Below are 14,085 nucleotides of genomic sequence, written 5' to 3' on the forward strand. Positions count from 1 at the left end.
ACCAGGATTGTTATATGGAACACGGTGCCCGTTTAAGTACCAGTCGTGTAATGGCCATCGCCTTTATATTTATGTCAGTGCTTATTGTTCTCAGCCTCTCTGTTAACCTCATTCAGGGGGTGAATAACTACCGTCTTCAGAATGAGCAACGCACTGCCGTGACGCCAATGGCATTTAATGCCCCCTTTGCCGTGTCACAGAACAGTGCCGACGCCTCTTATTTACAGCAGATGGCGCTGTCATTTATTGCCCTCCGTCTGAATGTTTCATCAGAAACCGTCGATGCCTCACATCAGGCGCTTCTGCAATATATCCGCCCGGGCGCACAGAACCAGATGAAAGTTATTCTGGCTGAAGAAGCGAAGCGTATTAAAAACGATAACGTGAACTCAGCCTTTTTCCAGACCAGTGTTCGTGTCTGGCCTCAGTATGGCCGTGTGGAAATTCGTGGTGTGCTTAAAACCTGGATTGGTGATTCAAAACCTTTCACTGATATCAAACATTACATCCTTATTCTGAAGCGGGAAAACGGGGTGACCTGGCTGGATAATTTCGGGGAAACAGACGATGAGAAAAAATAATACGGCAATAATATTCGGCGGCCTGTTTTTTTCCTGCAGCGTGATGGCCGCAAACGGTACGCTGGCCCCCACTGTGGTGCCAATGGTGAACGGTGGTCAGGCCAGTATTGCCATCAGCAATACCAGCCCGAATCTGTTTACCGTTCCCGGTGACCGGATTATCGCCGTGAACAGTCTGGATGGTGCCCTGACCAATAATGAGCAGACCACATCCGGCGGTGTGGTGGTTGCCACCGTCAACAAAAAGCCCTTTACGTTCATTCTGGAAACAGAACGCGGTCTGAATCTTTCCATTCAGGCCGTTCCCCGTGAAGGCGCGGGGCGTACCATTCAGCTGGTCAGTGACCTGCGCGGAACCGGAGAAGAAGCCGGTGCGTGGGAAACGTCCACGCCTTACGAATCCCTGCTTGTGACCATCAGCCAGGCTGTCCGTGGCGGAAAATTACCTGCAGGCTGGTATCAGGTTCCTGTGACAAAGGAAACCCTGCAGGCCCCGGCGGGGCTGTCTTCAGTGGCAGATGCCGTATGGACGGGGAATCACCTGAAGATGGTCCGCTTTGCCGTGGAAAATAAAACGCTGTCTGCTCTGAATATCCGGGAAAGTGACTTCTGGCGGCCGGGAACCCGTGCCGTGATGTTCAGCCAGCCTGCCAGCCAGTTACTGGCAGGTGCGCGCATGGATGTGTATGTCATCCGTGACGGGGAGGGCAACTGATGGCCAGTATCAATACCATTGTGAAACGCAAGCAGTACCTGTGGCTGGGGATTGTGGTTGTCGGTGCAGCCTCCGCGATTGGTGGGGCACTGTATCTGTCTGATGTGGACATGTCCGGTAACGGTGAGGCGGTGGCTGAACAGGAGCCTGTGCCGGATATGACCGGTGTGGTGGATACGACCTTTGATGACAAGGTGCGTCAGCATGCCACCACAGAGATGCAGGTGACGGCAGCGCAGATGCAGAAGCAGTATGAGGAAATCCGTCGTGAACTGGATGTCCTGAACAAACAGCGCGGTGATGACCAGCGTCGTATTGAAAAGCTGGGACAGGACAATGCCGCCCTGGCAGAGCAGGTAAAAGCCCTGGGTGCTAATCCCGTCACGGCGACCGGTGAGCCTGTACCTCAGATGCCTGCCTCACCGCCCGGGCCGGAAGGCGAACCACAGCCAGGAAACACCCCCGTATCCTTCCCGCCGCAGGGCAGCGTTGCTGTTCCACCGCCGACGGCGTTTTATCCCGGGAATGGTGTCACGCCACCACCACAGGTGACGTACCAGTCTGTGCCGGTGCCTAACCGGATACAGCGTAAGGTGTTTACCCGTAATGAGGGAAAACAGGGACCATCGCTGCCGTACATTCCGTCAGGAAGTTTTGCGAAAGCCATGCTGATTGAAGGGGCGGATGCCAATGCCTCAGTCACCGGTAATGAATCCACGGTGCCGATGCAGCTGCGTATCACCGGTCTGGTGGAAATGCCGAACAGCAAGACGTATGACGCAACGGGATGTTTTGTGGGGCTGGAAGCCTGGGGGGATGTCTCCAGTGAACGTGCTATTGTTCGCACCCGTAATATCAGCTGCCTGAAGAATGGCAAAACCATTGATATGCCGATTAAGGGGCATGTCAGCTTCCGGGGTAAAAACGGTATCAAGGGCGAAGTGGTGATGCGTAACGGCAAAATCCTCGGCTGGGCATGGGGCGCGGGATTTGTTGACGGTATCGGTCAGGGAATGGAGCGCGCCTCCCAGCCGGCTGTCGGGCTGGGTGCCACAGCCGCTTACGGGGCTGGTGATGTCCTGAAAATGGGTATCGGTGGCGGCGCATCGAAAGCCGCACAGACGCTCAGTGACTACTACATCAAACGTGCCGAACAGTATCACCCGGTGATACCGATTGGTGCGGGCAACGAAGTGACAGTGGTGTTCCAGGACGGCTTCCAGCTGAAAACCGTGGAGGAAATGGCGCTGGAGCAGTCACAGAGTACAGCGGAAGAAGGTAACCCGGAAAGCCCTGTGCCGAATCCTCCCTCGGCAGAAAGCCACCTGAACGGTTTTAACACCGACCAGATGCTGAAGCAGCTGGGCAATCTGAATCCGCAGCAGTTTATGTCCGGAGACAAGAACCCGCAGGGCGGGGATGCCGGCAAGGAGGGCGGAAATGGCGGGTGATGCACTGACATTCCGTGTGGCGTTTGTCGTTCGCTGGCTGCTGTGGGTCGTCAGGTTTGTGGTTATCTGGCCGCTGGCCACAATGGCCCTGATGGCTCTGTTTGTTTTATGGAAGGACAACACCACGCCGGGGAAATTACTGGTTAAGGAGATTAACTTCGTAAGACAAACAGCACCTGCCGGACAGTTCCCGGTCAGTGAATGCTGGTTTTCTTCCTCTGATTCTTCAGGCAGATCAGAAATACAGGATATCTGCTATTACCGCGCGGCTGATGCTGCAGATTATGTCAGGGAGACTGACCGGTCACTGATGCAACTGGTCACCGCATTCTGGGCAACACTGGCACTGATGTATGTCTCGCTGGCAGCGATCACCGGGAAATATCCGGTGCGACCCGGAAAAATGAAATGTGTCCGGGTGGGAACCGCAGATGAACATCTGAAGGAAGTTTATACGGAAGATACTTCTCTGTCGGAAAAAATCAGGAAATGCCATGTTTATTTCCCTGATGACAGGGCAAACAGAAACAACGGAGATAAAAATGAACATGCGTAATATTAATATTATTACTGCACGCTCTGTATCGGATAAAAGCGTATCAGATGATTTTATGAATGCTGTTCTCAGTAACTGCACCACAAGAATCGTACTTCCTGCACTGAAGGAATTCGGTTCTGAATCATTGCCGCACAATTTTAATATGGCAGCTGTCGGTGTGATGAAGAAGGGTATGTCGATGAGCTTATTTTCTTCTCCGGGAAATACAGTGGTCTCCGGACAACCCTGTGCAGGAAAAACAAATCTGACAGTAGAGTTAATTTCTGCTGTTGTGGAGAGTAATAAAAAAGGATAAGGGTAATGAAACAGATTTCTTTATTTATTCCTCTGCTGGGGACGTTATTACTTTCCGGCTGTGCCGGAACCAGTACGGAATTTGAGTGTAACGCCACCACATCCGATACCTGTATGACGATGGAGCAGGCCAATGAGAAGGCCAAAAAACTGGAGCAGTCCTCAGAAGCAAAGCCGGTTGCGGCATCACTGCCGCGCCTGGCTGAAGGGAACTTCCGGACAATGCCGGTGCAGACCGTCACCGCGACCACTCCGTCCGGCAGCAGACCTGCGGTGACGGCACTTCCGGAGCAGAAACTGCTGGCACCACGTCCGTTGTTTACGGCTGCCCGGGAAGTGAAAACGATTGTTCCGGTCAGTTCAGTTGCGCCGGTAACACCTCCCCGCCCGCTAAGAACGGGTGAGCAGACGGCTGCATTATGGATAGCGCCTTATATTGATAATCAGGATGTTTATCATCAGCCATCCAGCGTGTTTTTTGTTATTAAACCGTCTGCGTGGGGAAAACCACGTATTAATTAACTGGCCCTGAAGTTGTATATCAGCCGGCAATGCCGGCGGGCTTTCTGTATTCAAAATCTGCCTGTAAAACGAGTGCCCTGTGCGTGAAAAGGGATGGGCGGTAGCGTGTCAGAACATGTCGGGAGGAATATTCCGTGAGTGATGAAGCCGATGAAGCATATTCAGTGACAGAACAACTGACCATGACAGGAATAAACCGGATGCCCCAGAAAATAAATGTTCATGGTATTCCTGTTTATCTCTGTGAAGCATGCGGAAATCCTATTCCGGAAGCTCGGCGGAAAATATTTCCCGGTGTGACGTTGTGCGTTGAATGTCAGGCGTATCAGGAAAAGCAGAGAAAACATTATGCATAAGTCAGTCGCAGAACATATTGATTTAATTCCGGATGAACATGAGTGGATATTCAGAAAACCGAAATCTTTGTATATGCGCCGGGAAATGGCGCGTTAATTACAGGTATTCCCTTCATGGCTACCGCATTTCTCGCTTTATTTTTCAACTAAGGAATTCATGTGAATAACCCACTTGAGGCCGTCACTCAGGCGGTTAACTCCCTCGTCACAGCACTGAAACTGCCTGACGAATCCGCAAAGGCCAATGAAGTTCTGGGCGAAATGAGCTTCCCGCAGTTCAGCCGTCTGCTGCCGTACCGTGATTACAACCAGGAATCCGGTCTGTTTATGAATGACACCACGATGGGCTTTATGCTGGAAGCCATTCCCATCAATGGGGCGAATGAGTCCATTGTGGAGGCGCTCGACCACATGCTGCGCACCAAACTGCCGCGCGGGGTGCCGTTCTGCATCCATCTGATGTCCAGCCTGCTGGTTGGTGACAGAATTGAATACGGGCTGCGTGAGTTCTCCTGGTCAGGTGAACAGGCTGAACGGTTTAACGCCATTACCCGGGCCTATTATATGAACGCGGCAGCGACACAGTTTCCGCTGCCGGAGGGGATGAATCTGCCCCTGACCCTGCGGCATTACCGGGTATTCTTCTCGTACTGTTCTCCCTCAAAGAAAAAAAGCCGGGCCGACATTCTGGAAATGGAAAACCTGGTGAAAATCATCCGGGCGTCGTTACAGGGGGCCAGTATCGCCACACAGACGGTGGATGCACAGGCCTTTATCGATATTGTCGGGGAGATGATTAATCATAACCCGGACTCCCTGTACCCGAAAAGACGTCAGCTGGACCCGTATTCTGATCTGAATTATCAGTGTGTGGAGGACAGTTTTGACCTGAAAGTCCGGGCTGATTACCTGACGCTGGGCCTGCGTGAGAACGGCAGGAACAGCACGGCCCGCATCCTGAATTTCCATCTGGCCCGTAACCCGGAAATCGCCTTCCTGTGGAACATGGCCGACAACTACAGCAACCTGCTTAATCCGGAACTGTCCATCTCCTGTCCGTTCATTCTGACGCTGACCCTGGTGGTGGAAGACCAGGTGAAAACCCACAGCGAAGCCAACCTGAAGTACATGGACCTGGAGAAAAAGTCGAAGACCTCCTATGCCAAATGGTTTCCGTCCGTGGAGAAAGAGGCGAAGGAGTGGGGGGAACTGCGTCAGCGGCTGGGCTCCGGTCAGTCTTCTGTCGTGTCCTACTTCCTCAACATCACAGCATTCTGCAAGGACAACAATAAAACGGCGCTGGAAGTGGAGCAGGACATCCTGAACAGCTTCCGTAAAAACGGTTTTGAGCTGATTTCACCGCGCTTTAACCACATGCGCAATTTCCTGACCTGTCTGCCCTTTATGGCCGGGAAAGGGTTGTTTAAACAGCTGAAAGAGGCCGGAGTGGTTCAGCGCGCAGAGAGCTTTAATGTTGCCAACCTGATGCCGTTAGTGGCGGATAACCCCCTGACACCGGCAGGTCTGCTGGCACCCACCTACCGTAACCAGCTGGCGTTTATCGATATTTTCTTCCGGGGGATGAATAACACCAACTACAACATGGCGGTCTGTGGCACCTCCGGGGCCGGTAAAACCGGGCTGATACAGCCACTTATCCGCAGCGTGCTGGACTCCGGAGGCTTTGCCGTGGTGTTCGACATGGGGGATGGCTACAAGTCCCTGTGTGAGAACATGGGCGGGGTGTATCTGGACGGTGAAACCCTGCGTTTTAACCCGTTTGCGAACATCACCGATATTGACCAGTCAGCGGAGCGTGTCCGTGACCAGTTGTCAGTGATGGCCAGCCCCAACGGTAACCTGGATGAAGTGCATGAAGGTCTGCTGTTGCAGGCGGTCAGAGCCTCCTGGCTGGCCAAAGAGAACAGAGCACGTATTGATGACGTGGTGGATTTCCTGAAAAACGCCAGTGACAGCGAGCAGTATGCCGGGTCACCGACCATCCGCAGCCGTCTGGACGAAATGATTGTGCTGCTTGACCAGTACACTGCCAACGGCACTTACGGCCAGTATTTTAACTCTGATGAGCCGTCCCTGCGGGATGACGCAAAAATGGTGGTGCTGGAACTGGGCGGACTGGAAGACCGTCCGTCACTGCTGGTTGCGGTGATATTCTCCCTGATTATCTACATCGAGAACAGGATGTACCGCACGCCGCGTAACCTCAAGAAACTGAACGTTATTGATGAAGGCTGGCGTCTGCTGGACTTCAAAAATCGCAAGGTCGGTGAGTTTATTGAGAAAGGTTACCGTACCGCCCGCCGTCATACCGGTGCCTATATCACCATCACACAGAACATCGTCGACTTTGACTCTGACAAGGCCTCCAGTGCGGCCCGTGCGGCATGGGGTAACTCCTCCTACAAAATTATCCTCAAACAGAGTGCGAAGGAGTTCGCAAAATACAACCAGCTGTATCCGGACCAGTTCCAGCCACTGCAGCGCGACATGATTGGTAAGTTTGGTGCGGCCAAAGACCAGTGGTTCAGTTCCTTCCTGCTGCAGGTGGAAAACCATTCCTCCTGGCACCGCCTGTTTGTGGACCCGTTAAGCCGCGCCATGTACAGCTCTGACGGCCCGGATTTTGAGTTTGTGCAGCAGAAACGTAAAGAGGGGCTGAGTATTCATGAGGCGGTGTGGCAGCTGGCGTGGAAGAAGTCAGGGCCGGAGATGGCTTCGCTGGAAGCCTGGCTGGAAGAACATGAGAAATACAGGAGTGTTGCATGACCACAACGCAAAAAACGACTGATGTTACAGCCCCCCGACGCAGCCACTGGTGGTGGACGGTGCCGGGATGCCTGGCAATGGTGTTACTGAACGCAGCCGTCAGTTACGGCATTGTCAGACTGAACGCACCGGTGACTGCCGCCTTCAACATGAAACAGACTGTGGATGCATTTTTTGACAGCGCCAGTCAGAAACAACTGTCAGAAGCACAGTCAAAAGCCCTTTCAGCGCGTTTTAACACGGCACTGGAAGCCAGCCTGCAGGCGTGGCAGCAGAAACACCACGCGGTCATTCTGGTGTCGCCTGCCGTGGTACAGGGGGCTCCGGATATCACCCGGGAAATCCAGCAGGATATTGCCTGGCGAATGAGAGCGGAACCATGAGATGCCGGGGGCTGATTGCCCTGCTGATATGGGGGCAGAGTGTGGCCGCCGCCGATCTTGGCACCTGGGGCGATCTGTGGCCGGTAAAGGAGCCGGACATGCTGACGGTGATCATGCAGCGCCTGACGGCGCTGGAGCAGTCCGGTGAGATGGGCCGGAAAATGGATGCCTTTAAGGAGCGGGTGATCCGTAACAGTCTGCGGCCCCCTGCCGTGCCCGGTATCGGACGCACGGAGAAATACAGCAGCCGGTTGTTTGACCCGTCCGTCAGACTGGCTGCGGATATCCGGGATAACGAAGGGCGGGTGTTTGCCCGTCAGGGTGAAGTGATGAATCCGCTGCAGTATGTGCCTTTTAACCAGACGCTGTATTTCATCAATGGCGATGATCCGGCGCAGGTGGCCTGGATGAAACGCCAGACGCCGCCCACACTGGAGAGCAAAATTATCCTCGTGCAGGGCAGTATCCCGGAGATGCAGAAGTCTCTGGACAGCCGTGTTTACTTTGACCAGAACGGTGTGCTCTGCCAGCGCCTCGGCATTGATCAGGTCCCGGCACGGGTGAGCGCCGTTCCCGGCGATCGCTTCCTGAAGGTGGAATTTATTCCGGCAGAGGAGGGCAGAAAATGAAGCGAAGCCTGTGGCTGCTGATGTTATTCCTTCTCGCCGGTCATGTCCCTGCGGCATCTGCGGATTCTGCCTGTGAGGGGCGTTTTGTAAACCCGATCACGGATATCTGCTGGAGCTGTATTTTCCCGCTCTCGCTGGGCAGTATCAAAGTCAGTCAGGGTAAGGTCCCCGACACGGCGAACCCGTCGATGCCCATTCAGATTTGTCCGGCACCGCCGCCGCTGTTCAGGCGTATCGGGCTGGCCATTGGTTACTGGGAGCCGATGGCGCTGACGGACGTCACCCGGTCACCGGGATGCATGGTGAACCTGGGCTTCAGCCTGCCGGCTTTTGGTAAAACGGCACAGGGAACGGCGAAAAAGGACGATAAGCAGGTGAACGGCGCTTTTTATCACGTTCACTGGTACAAGTACCCGCTGACCTACTGGCTGAACATCATCACCTCCGCAGGCTGTCTGGAAGGCGGAGACATGGATATAGCCTATCTGTCCGAGATTGACCCGACCTGGGTGGACAGCAGCCTCACCACCATTCTCAATCCGGAAGCTGTCATCTTTGCCAATCCGATAGCACAGGGGGCCTGTGCAGCAGATGCCATTGCCAGCGCCTTTAATATGCCTCTCGATGTTCTGTTCTGGTGTGCCGGTTCGCAGGGAAGTATGTACCCGTTCAATGGCTGGGTGAGTAATGAGTCCAGTCCGTTGCAGTCCTCCCTGCTGGTCAGTGAACGCATGGCGTTCAAACTACACCGTCAGGGCATGATTATGGAAACCATCGGGAAAAATAACGCCGTCTGTAATGAATATCCGTCCCCAATCCTGCCTAAAGAACGCTGGCGTTATCAGATGGTGAATATGTATCCGGACAGCGGACAGTGCCATCCGTTCGGGCGCAGTGTGATGCGCTGGGAGACGGGAAAAAATCCGCCCAACACAAAGAAAAACTTCGGCTACCTGATGTGGCGTAAACGTAACTGCGTATTTTTGTAAGTCAGACAGGAAAAGGATAAATGATGGAAAAAGAACAGAATCAATGTTGCCAGCAACCCCTCCTGCATCAGGATGTATCTCCCACTACATCCCGGGTCACTTTCAGCACAGATAAAAAGGTACTAACGGCAGAGCAATACAGAGACTGGCAATACATTGGCGCAACCCTCAGCGATAAAATCAGCCGATACGCTGAATAAGTACGACTGGAGGCAACATGTTGAAGAACTATGCGTTTGTGAAAACGTCGATACATACAGTCGGTATGACCCTGAAGTCTCCACCTCTGGCATCGATACCGGGTATATCCGACGCCTCTCAGGCATGTGATAAAATCTCTGCCAGGCTGCGTTATGGCATCATTCCCCGACCGGAGGGGGTCAACCGTCTGAATGCCATATTGTGGCTTGCAAGAATGCGAGAGGCCGGGATTCATGGGCAGTCATCAGCGACGGCACATGAGCTTGGGCGGCTGAATGTTTTGCTCGGGCAGGTCAGCGGTGTGCTCAAAGCATGCTGGATTTACCGGGGATGGGAGGCCTCGCGTGCATCGACTATAGTGTCCATTCTGCTGATTATCCCTGCATTCCTGGTATTTTGGCTGGCGCTATATGTCGGGGGGACGATTCTGGTCTGTTCTGTCAGTATGGCGTTGTTTCTTGGTGTTGGCGTCGTGATTAACTTATGGATCAAAGATCCTGTGGGGCTTTTCTGGTCGCTGTACAGCTATATACCTTTATATGCCATACATTTATATGTGATTGAGTGATGATGAAATTATCAAAGGGTTTTATCGTTATAAATTTTAAATGCGCCGCCATTGCGATGCACTTTGAATCCGTTGGGGTGTTTGCAGTAGGTGAAAAGGCGATAGCGTGTTTTACCACCGTATCTCAGATTGAGAACCATTGCTTCAGGAAGATGAGTTAATCTTTCTTTTACGGTGAATGATATTCCTCTTTCTCTCAGGTTGTTACATAAGACTTTGCGTAGTCCCGGCCTTAAGAGGTGTGACTCGAATGTGATGGCCTTACAGGGAAAGTGACTCAAAAGGTAGCTGATATCTGCTGCGGTTTTCTCGGCGATGTCTTCATAAGATCCTGGTTGAGACATAGCTTCCGTATATCCACGGTTGATATCTACCCGAAGGTTCGACAGACAGGGAGTCAGCACCATATCGGTAATCGGGGTTTTTAATATTGATGACGATAAAAAATAAGAAACAAACCAGACGGCTACAACTGACACAAATGTCATAGAATAAAAAAGATAAACATTCTCTGTGAATAAACAGAGGGTTTTCTGTGCTGTAAAGCACAACGCTAAAGACAGTATTAATAACGTAAGTTCGGCAGGAAATGGTCTTCTCAATTTTATGAAAAGAGAATGGTTATCTTTGAAGCGAAAGCGAAGGGCTGCAGTTAACAAAACTAAAAAGATAAGCAACCCAGTCATTCTGCACTCTCCCCAATATGTTACTGCCAATGAGCGGTCTGATAAGGAAATGATACATGTATGATTGTGATCCTGTAAACGAGTTCACTTATGTTCGTGATAGGTTAAACGGCATTTTTCTTCGCCTCTCGGAAGAACCTTTTATCCGACTGAGTAAAAAAAGAATCATACAACGCCACCTCTCGGACATACAGTGGATGTTGAACCACAACCATTACCCTACACCGGGACAGGTGGATTTTTTTATCAGTCTGTTGCGGGATGATAAATTCAGTGTGGTCAGAGAGGAAGGACGACACACAAAAAGTGCAGCAGATATTCAGCTGATGATCGATGCACTAAAGGATATCCGGGATTTTTTAAAGCTGATTACCCGGTATGAAACAGAGGGGGATATTATCAGGCTTACATCGTGTTCAGCCTGGAGAAATACAGCGTTATATCTCTGTCTTGCTGCTTTCTTTGCATTGTTTATAGCTCAGGTTGTTATATTTTCAGGCTATTCCCCCCCCTGGCTGTTTACTTTAGTGGTTTCGCCTTCTTTTTTATAACATCGCTGGTTCTAGAAAATGAAGTGCTGATATTTTCTTTCATCGGTCTGGTTGTCTTTACTCTATGCATCCTTTTTGCATGGACAGGTCATTATCCCGGATAACATAAATATCAGTCATTATAATCGGTAATAGAGGCAATTATGAATAAAAGAATCACCGGGCTGGCCTGGGGGCTGAGTTTGCTCTGCACTACGGCGTCAGCCGCTGACAATATTAATACTCCCGGGGACCAGCAGTGGCTGAAGCAGCAGGAAAAACTGAGTCAGCAGTTACGTGAAAAGCCGGACACACAGTTGCAGGCATGGGCAGAGCAGCAAGTCAGGGCGAATCCCCTTCAGCATTCCGATAACCAGTTTCTCGATGAACTGGTCCGTAAACAGCAGGCTGCTCAGAAGGATAAACCACAGCAGGGCGCCGTGTACTTTGTGTCCTTCTCCATTCCCGAAGAGGGGCTGAAACGGATGCTGGGCGAAACCCGGCACTACGGTATTCCGGCCACACTGCGGGGCATGGTGAACAATGACCTGAAGACCACCGCTGAAGCCGTGTTGTCCCTGGTGAAAGACGGCGCAACTGATGGTGTTCAGATCGACCCGACACTATATACGCAGTACAGCATCCGGAGTGTGCCGTCTCTGGTGGTACGGTGTCAGGCCGGATATGACGTGGTACGCGGTAACATTCACGTCAAACAGGCACTGGAGAAAGTGGCACAAACCGGTGACTGCGCGCAGGTGGCCCGGCAAATACTTGATGCGCCCTCGAATGCCGCCGGGAGCCAGCCATGAAAGACAGACCGTACTTCATAGCGTTACCGGAAATTGTGAGGGTGGAAATGAAAACGGTTATTTCCGTGCTGACCGCGCATTTTTTTGTCCTTAGCGCCTTCATCTGGCTGGCATCCCCCGCCTGCGCTGACAGTGGAAGTGCCTATAAAGCCGGTTCGGATTTTGCGAAACAGGTGCAGGGCAATGGTCTGAACTCACTGAAAAATTTCAGTGGTGAGCAGAACCTGCCGGGGTATACCGACAACCCGGATCAGACAAAATACTACGGCGGCGTCACTGCCAGCGGAGACAGCTCTCTGAAAAGCGATTCAGCCCTGGAGTTCAGCCAGGGGGATACCGGCAAAACGATTACGGAGTCGTTCACGAACCGGCCACCGGATCAGATATCTCAGGATGCGCCGTTTATTCAGGCCGCAAAGGATACAGAATCCCGCGCCGACAGCATTGTCGGCGATACCGGACAGTCCTGTACCGCCCAGGTTGTTAACCGCAGCGAATTCACAAATCATACCTGCGAACGTGATCTGCAGGTGGAAAATTTTTGTACACGGGAAGCGACCCTGAAGGATAACGCCACCACGCAGAAAGTTAACCGAACCTATCAGCAGGTGGTGACGCTGAATTATGCCCGGAGTACCCGGCAATGGAGTGGCAACCTGACGATCCCGACCAATGGTCGTCTGCTGAATGCCTCGGTGGATGGTGAGCCTCTGGTGATCCCCTGGATTGAAGAATGCGATTCCGAAGGGAAGGTGCGGGATAGCTGCAAGAGTGCAGTCAGTGAAAGCCTGACCCTCTTTGAACGAACGTTCCCCATTGATGTGATCAGCTGGCCACGTTCAGAATCGATATGTTCAGGCGGTCAGAACACGCATTGTAGGAAATATACCTATGACGGGAAGGGGAAGATTCATCAGTCGTTTGGTGTGGACAAAGCGGTTAAAGCAGGCCAGAACTTTTCAGTAAGCAAAACATCACGGACCGTATCATCGGCCAGCCAGAAACCCGTACAGGTCACGGTCACCCTGGTGATGGAAGAAACCGAAACCGTCTACGCACCTGAAGTCGTCTGGGTTGAAAGCTGTCCGTTCAGTAAGGATGAAGGAAAAAAAACGGGCGAGGAATGTATCAGCCCGGGAGGAACGCGAACCATCACCCTCGGAGGCAGGGATTACTCGTTCACGGAAGCATGCTGGAAATATAAGGATACCTGGCTCACGCAACCGGCGGACAACGGCTCCTGTGAAAGCCTGATGAAAAATACGGCCTGTACTCTGTCATCCCGCCAGTGCGCCTTCTCCAGCGAGGAAGGCACGTGCCTGCATGAATATGCAACGTATTCCTGCGAAACCAGGACGAGTGGCAAGCAAATGATCTGCGGCGGTGATGTCTTCTGCCTTGATGGTGAATGTGACAAAGCCACGTCCGGGAAGAGCAACGACTTTGGGCAGGCGGTGTCTGAGCTGGCGGCACTGGCTGCCGCGGGGAAGGACGTCGCGGCACTGAATGGGGTGGATGTCCGGGCCTTCACCGGAAAAGCGAAGTTCTGTAAGAAGTTTGCTGCCGGCTTCAGTAACTGCTGTAAGGACGGCGGCTGGGGCCAGGATGTGGGGCTGGCGAAGTGCAACAGTGAAGAAAAGGCGCTGGGAAAGGCAAAGGACAACAAACTGACGGTGAGTGTGGGCGAGTTCTGCTCCCGGAAAGTGCTGGGTGTCTGTCTGCAGAAAAAGCGCAGTTACTGCCAGTTTGATTCGAAGCTGGCGCAGATAGTTCAGCAGCAGGGGCGTAACGGGCAGTTGCGTATCGGGTTTGGCAGTGCGAAGCATCCTGACTGTCGGGGGATTACGGTTGATGAGCTGCAGAAAATTCAGTTCGACAGACTGGATTTCACTAACTTCTACGAAGACCTGATGAATAACCAGAAAATCCCGGACAGTGGCGTTCTGACGCAGAAAGTGAAAGAGCAGATTGCTGACCAGCTGAAACAGGCAGGACAGTAAGAAATGGAAAATAACCGGGGGA

General features: G+C 52.4%; 17 protein-coding genes. 16 read left to right on the forward strand and 1 reads right to left on the reverse strand.

The features are described 5' to 3' along the window. The first annotated feature begins 14 nt into the window (after positions 1–14). The 13 genes from traE (at position 15) to DR88_RS30100 (ending at position 10,035) form a co-directional block, all read left to right on the forward strand. Positions 15–581: a type IV conjugative transfer system protein TraE gene (gene traE / locus DR88_RS00905; protein WP_000399776.1), complete on the forward strand. Its 567-nt coding sequence runs from the start codon at positions 15–17 to the stop codon at positions 579–581. Continuing rightward, positions 568–1,296: a type-F conjugative transfer system secretin TraK gene (traK, locus tag DR88_RS00900; RefSeq protein WP_025861819.1), complete on the forward strand. Its 729-nt coding sequence runs from the start codon at positions 568–570 to the stop codon at positions 1,294–1,296. Before traE ends, traK begins: the two co-directional genes overlap by 14 nt. Next, positions 1,296–2,747: an F-type conjugal transfer pilus assembly protein TraB gene (traB, locus tag DR88_RS00895; protein WP_004150666.1), complete on the forward strand. Its 1,452-nt coding sequence runs from the start codon at positions 1,296–1,298 to the stop codon at positions 2,745–2,747. Before traK ends, traB begins: the two co-directional genes overlap by 1 nt. Then, positions 2,737–3,303, forward strand: a complete 567-nt coding sequence (gene traP / locus DR88_RS00890; protein WP_032444064.1) for a conjugal transfer pilus-stabilizing protein TraP — start codon at positions 2,737–2,739, stop codon at positions 3,301–3,303. The genes traB and traP overlap by 11 nt, the downstream gene beginning before the upstream one ends. Then, positions 3,290–3,601 carry a conjugal transfer protein TrbD gene (locus tag DR88_RS28845; protein ID WP_230871211.1) on the forward strand — a complete coding sequence of 104 codons (312 nt, stop codon included), beginning with the start codon at positions 3,290–3,292 and terminating at the stop codon, positions 3,599–3,601. Before traP ends, DR88_RS28845 begins: the two co-directional genes overlap by 14 nt. A 5-nt stretch (positions 3,602–3,606) precedes the next feature. Next, on the forward strand, positions 3,607–4,122 hold the full coding sequence (traV, locus tag DR88_RS00885; RefSeq protein ID WP_001403433.1) for a type IV conjugative transfer system lipoprotein TraV: 516 nt from the start codon (positions 3,607–3,609) through the stop codon (positions 4,120–4,122). Positions 4,123–4,256: 134 nt separating this feature from the next. Continuing rightward, complete coding sequence (traR, locus tag DR88_RS28850) at positions 4,257–4,478, forward strand: conjugal transfer protein TraR (RefSeq protein WP_025861821.1); 222 nt, start codon at positions 4,257–4,259, stop codon at positions 4,476–4,478. A 159-nt stretch (positions 4,479–4,637) separates the two neighbouring features. Continuing rightward, entirely contained in the window at positions 4,638–7,265 is a 2,628-nt protein-coding gene (gene traC, locus DR88_RS00880; protein WP_004150661.1) for a type IV secretion system protein TraC, read from the forward strand. Beyond that, complete coding sequence (trbI, locus tag DR88_RS00875) at positions 7,262–7,648, forward strand: type-F conjugative transfer system protein TrbI (RefSeq protein ID WP_025861823.1); 387 nt, start codon at positions 7,262–7,264, stop codon at positions 7,646–7,648. The genes traC and trbI overlap by 4 nt, the downstream gene beginning before the upstream one ends. Continuing rightward, a complete protein-coding gene (traW, locus tag DR88_RS00870; protein WP_001203728.1) occupies positions 7,645–8,277 on the forward strand; it encodes a type-F conjugative transfer system protein TraW in 633 nt (210 codons plus the stop codon). Before trbI ends, traW begins: the two co-directional genes overlap by 4 nt. Beyond that, on the forward strand, positions 8,274–9,266 hold the full coding sequence (traU, locus tag DR88_RS00865) for a conjugal transfer pilus assembly protein TraU (protein WP_004150659.1): 993 nt from the start codon (positions 8,274–8,276) through the stop codon (positions 9,264–9,266). The genes traW and traU overlap by 4 nt, the downstream gene beginning before the upstream one ends. A gap of 20 nt (positions 9,267–9,286) precedes the next feature. Then, the gene (locus DR88_RS00860) at positions 9,287–9,466 is read left to right on the forward strand and encodes a hypothetical protein (protein WP_004150658.1); all 180 of its coding nucleotides are present in this window, start codon (positions 9,287–9,289) and stop codon (positions 9,464–9,466) included. 17 nt (positions 9,467–9,483) lie between these two features. Continuing rightward, positions 9,484–10,035, forward strand: a complete 552-nt coding sequence (locus DR88_RS30100) for a hypothetical protein (protein WP_025861824.1) — start codon at positions 9,484–9,486, stop codon at positions 10,033–10,035. An 11-nt stretch (positions 10,036–10,046) separates the two neighbouring features. Here the strand turns inward: DR88_RS30100 and DR88_RS28855 are convergent, their stop codons facing one another. Then, positions 10,047–10,721, reverse strand: a complete 675-nt coding sequence (locus tag DR88_RS28855) for a hypothetical protein (RefSeq protein WP_071531401.1) — start codon at positions 10,719–10,721, stop codon at positions 10,047–10,049. A 56-nt stretch (positions 10,722–10,777) separates the two neighbouring features. On the opposite strand from DR88_RS28855, the gene DR88_RS31355 reads away from it, so the two are divergent. From DR88_RS31355 to traN, 3 genes are all read left to right on the forward strand, one after another. After that, a complete protein-coding gene (locus DR88_RS31355) occupies positions 10,778–11,272 on the forward strand; it encodes a hypothetical protein (protein WP_004150653.1) in 495 nt (164 codons plus the stop codon). Positions 11,273–11,415: 143 nt separating this feature from the next. Next, complete coding sequence (gene trbC, locus DR88_RS00850; RefSeq protein WP_025861826.1) at positions 11,416–12,063, forward strand: type-F conjugative transfer system pilin assembly protein TrbC; 648 nt, start codon at positions 11,416–11,418, stop codon at positions 12,061–12,063. Positions 12,064–12,110: 47 nt separating this feature from the next. After that, positions 12,111–14,063, forward strand: a complete 1,953-nt coding sequence (gene traN / locus DR88_RS00845; RefSeq protein ID WP_032444065.1) for a type-F conjugative transfer system mating-pair stabilization protein TraN — start codon at positions 12,111–12,113, stop codon at positions 14,061–14,063. Positions 14,064–14,085: the final 22 nt, after the last annotated feature.

The organism is Klebsiella pneumoniae, from assembly GCF_000742135.1.
Taxonomy (GTDB): domain Bacteria; phylum Pseudomonadota; class Gammaproteobacteria; order Enterobacterales; family Enterobacteriaceae; genus Klebsiella; species Klebsiella pneumoniae.

Coding starts and splice junctions, on each gene's coding strand:
- traE (WP_000399776.1), top strand. CDS start 15: ATGGAACACGGTGCCCGTTTAAGTACCAGTCGTGTAATGGCCATCGCC.
- traK (WP_025861819.1), top strand. CDS start 568: ATGAGAAAAAATAATACGGCAATAATATTCGGCGGCCTGTTTTTTTCC.
- traB (WP_004150666.1), top strand. CDS start 1,296: ATGGCCAGTATCAATACCATTGTGAAACGCAAGCAGTACCTGTGGCTG.
- traP (WP_032444064.1), top strand. CDS start 2,737: ATGGCGGGTGATGCACTGACATTCCGTGTGGCGTTTGTCGTTCGCTGG.
- DR88_RS28845 (WP_230871211.1), top strand. CDS start 3,290: ATGAACATGCGTAATATTAATATTATTACTGCACGCTCTGTATCGGAT.
- traV (WP_001403433.1), top strand. CDS start 3,607: ATGAAACAGATTTCTTTATTTATTCCTCTGCTGGGGACGTTATTACTT.
- trbI (WP_025861823.1), top strand. CDS start 7,262: ATGACCACAACGCAAAAAACGACTGATGTTACAGCCCCCCGACGCAGC.
- traW (WP_001203728.1), top strand. CDS start 7,645: ATGAGATGCCGGGGGCTGATTGCCCTGCTGATATGGGGGCAGAGTGTG.
- traU (WP_004150659.1), top strand. CDS start 8,274: ATGAAGCGAAGCCTGTGGCTGCTGATGTTATTCCTTCTCGCCGGTCAT.
- DR88_RS00860 (WP_004150658.1), top strand. CDS start 9,287: ATGATGGAAAAAGAACAGAATCAATGTTGCCAGCAACCCCTCCTGCAT.
- DR88_RS30100 (WP_025861824.1), top strand. CDS start 9,484: ATGTTGAAGAACTATGCGTTTGTGAAAACGTCGATACATACAGTCGGT.
- DR88_RS28855 (WP_071531401.1), bottom strand. CDS start 10,721: ATGACTGGGTTGCTTATCTTTTTAGTTTTGTTAACTGCAGCCCTTCGC.
- DR88_RS31355 (WP_004150653.1), top strand. CDS start 10,778: ATGTATGATTGTGATCCTGTAAACGAGTTCACTTATGTTCGTGATAGG.
- trbC (WP_025861826.1), top strand. CDS start 11,416: ATGAATAAAAGAATCACCGGGCTGGCCTGGGGGCTGAGTTTGCTCTGC.
- traN (WP_032444065.1), top strand. CDS start 12,111: ATGAAAACGGTTATTTCCGTGCTGACCGCGCATTTTTTTGTCCTTAGC.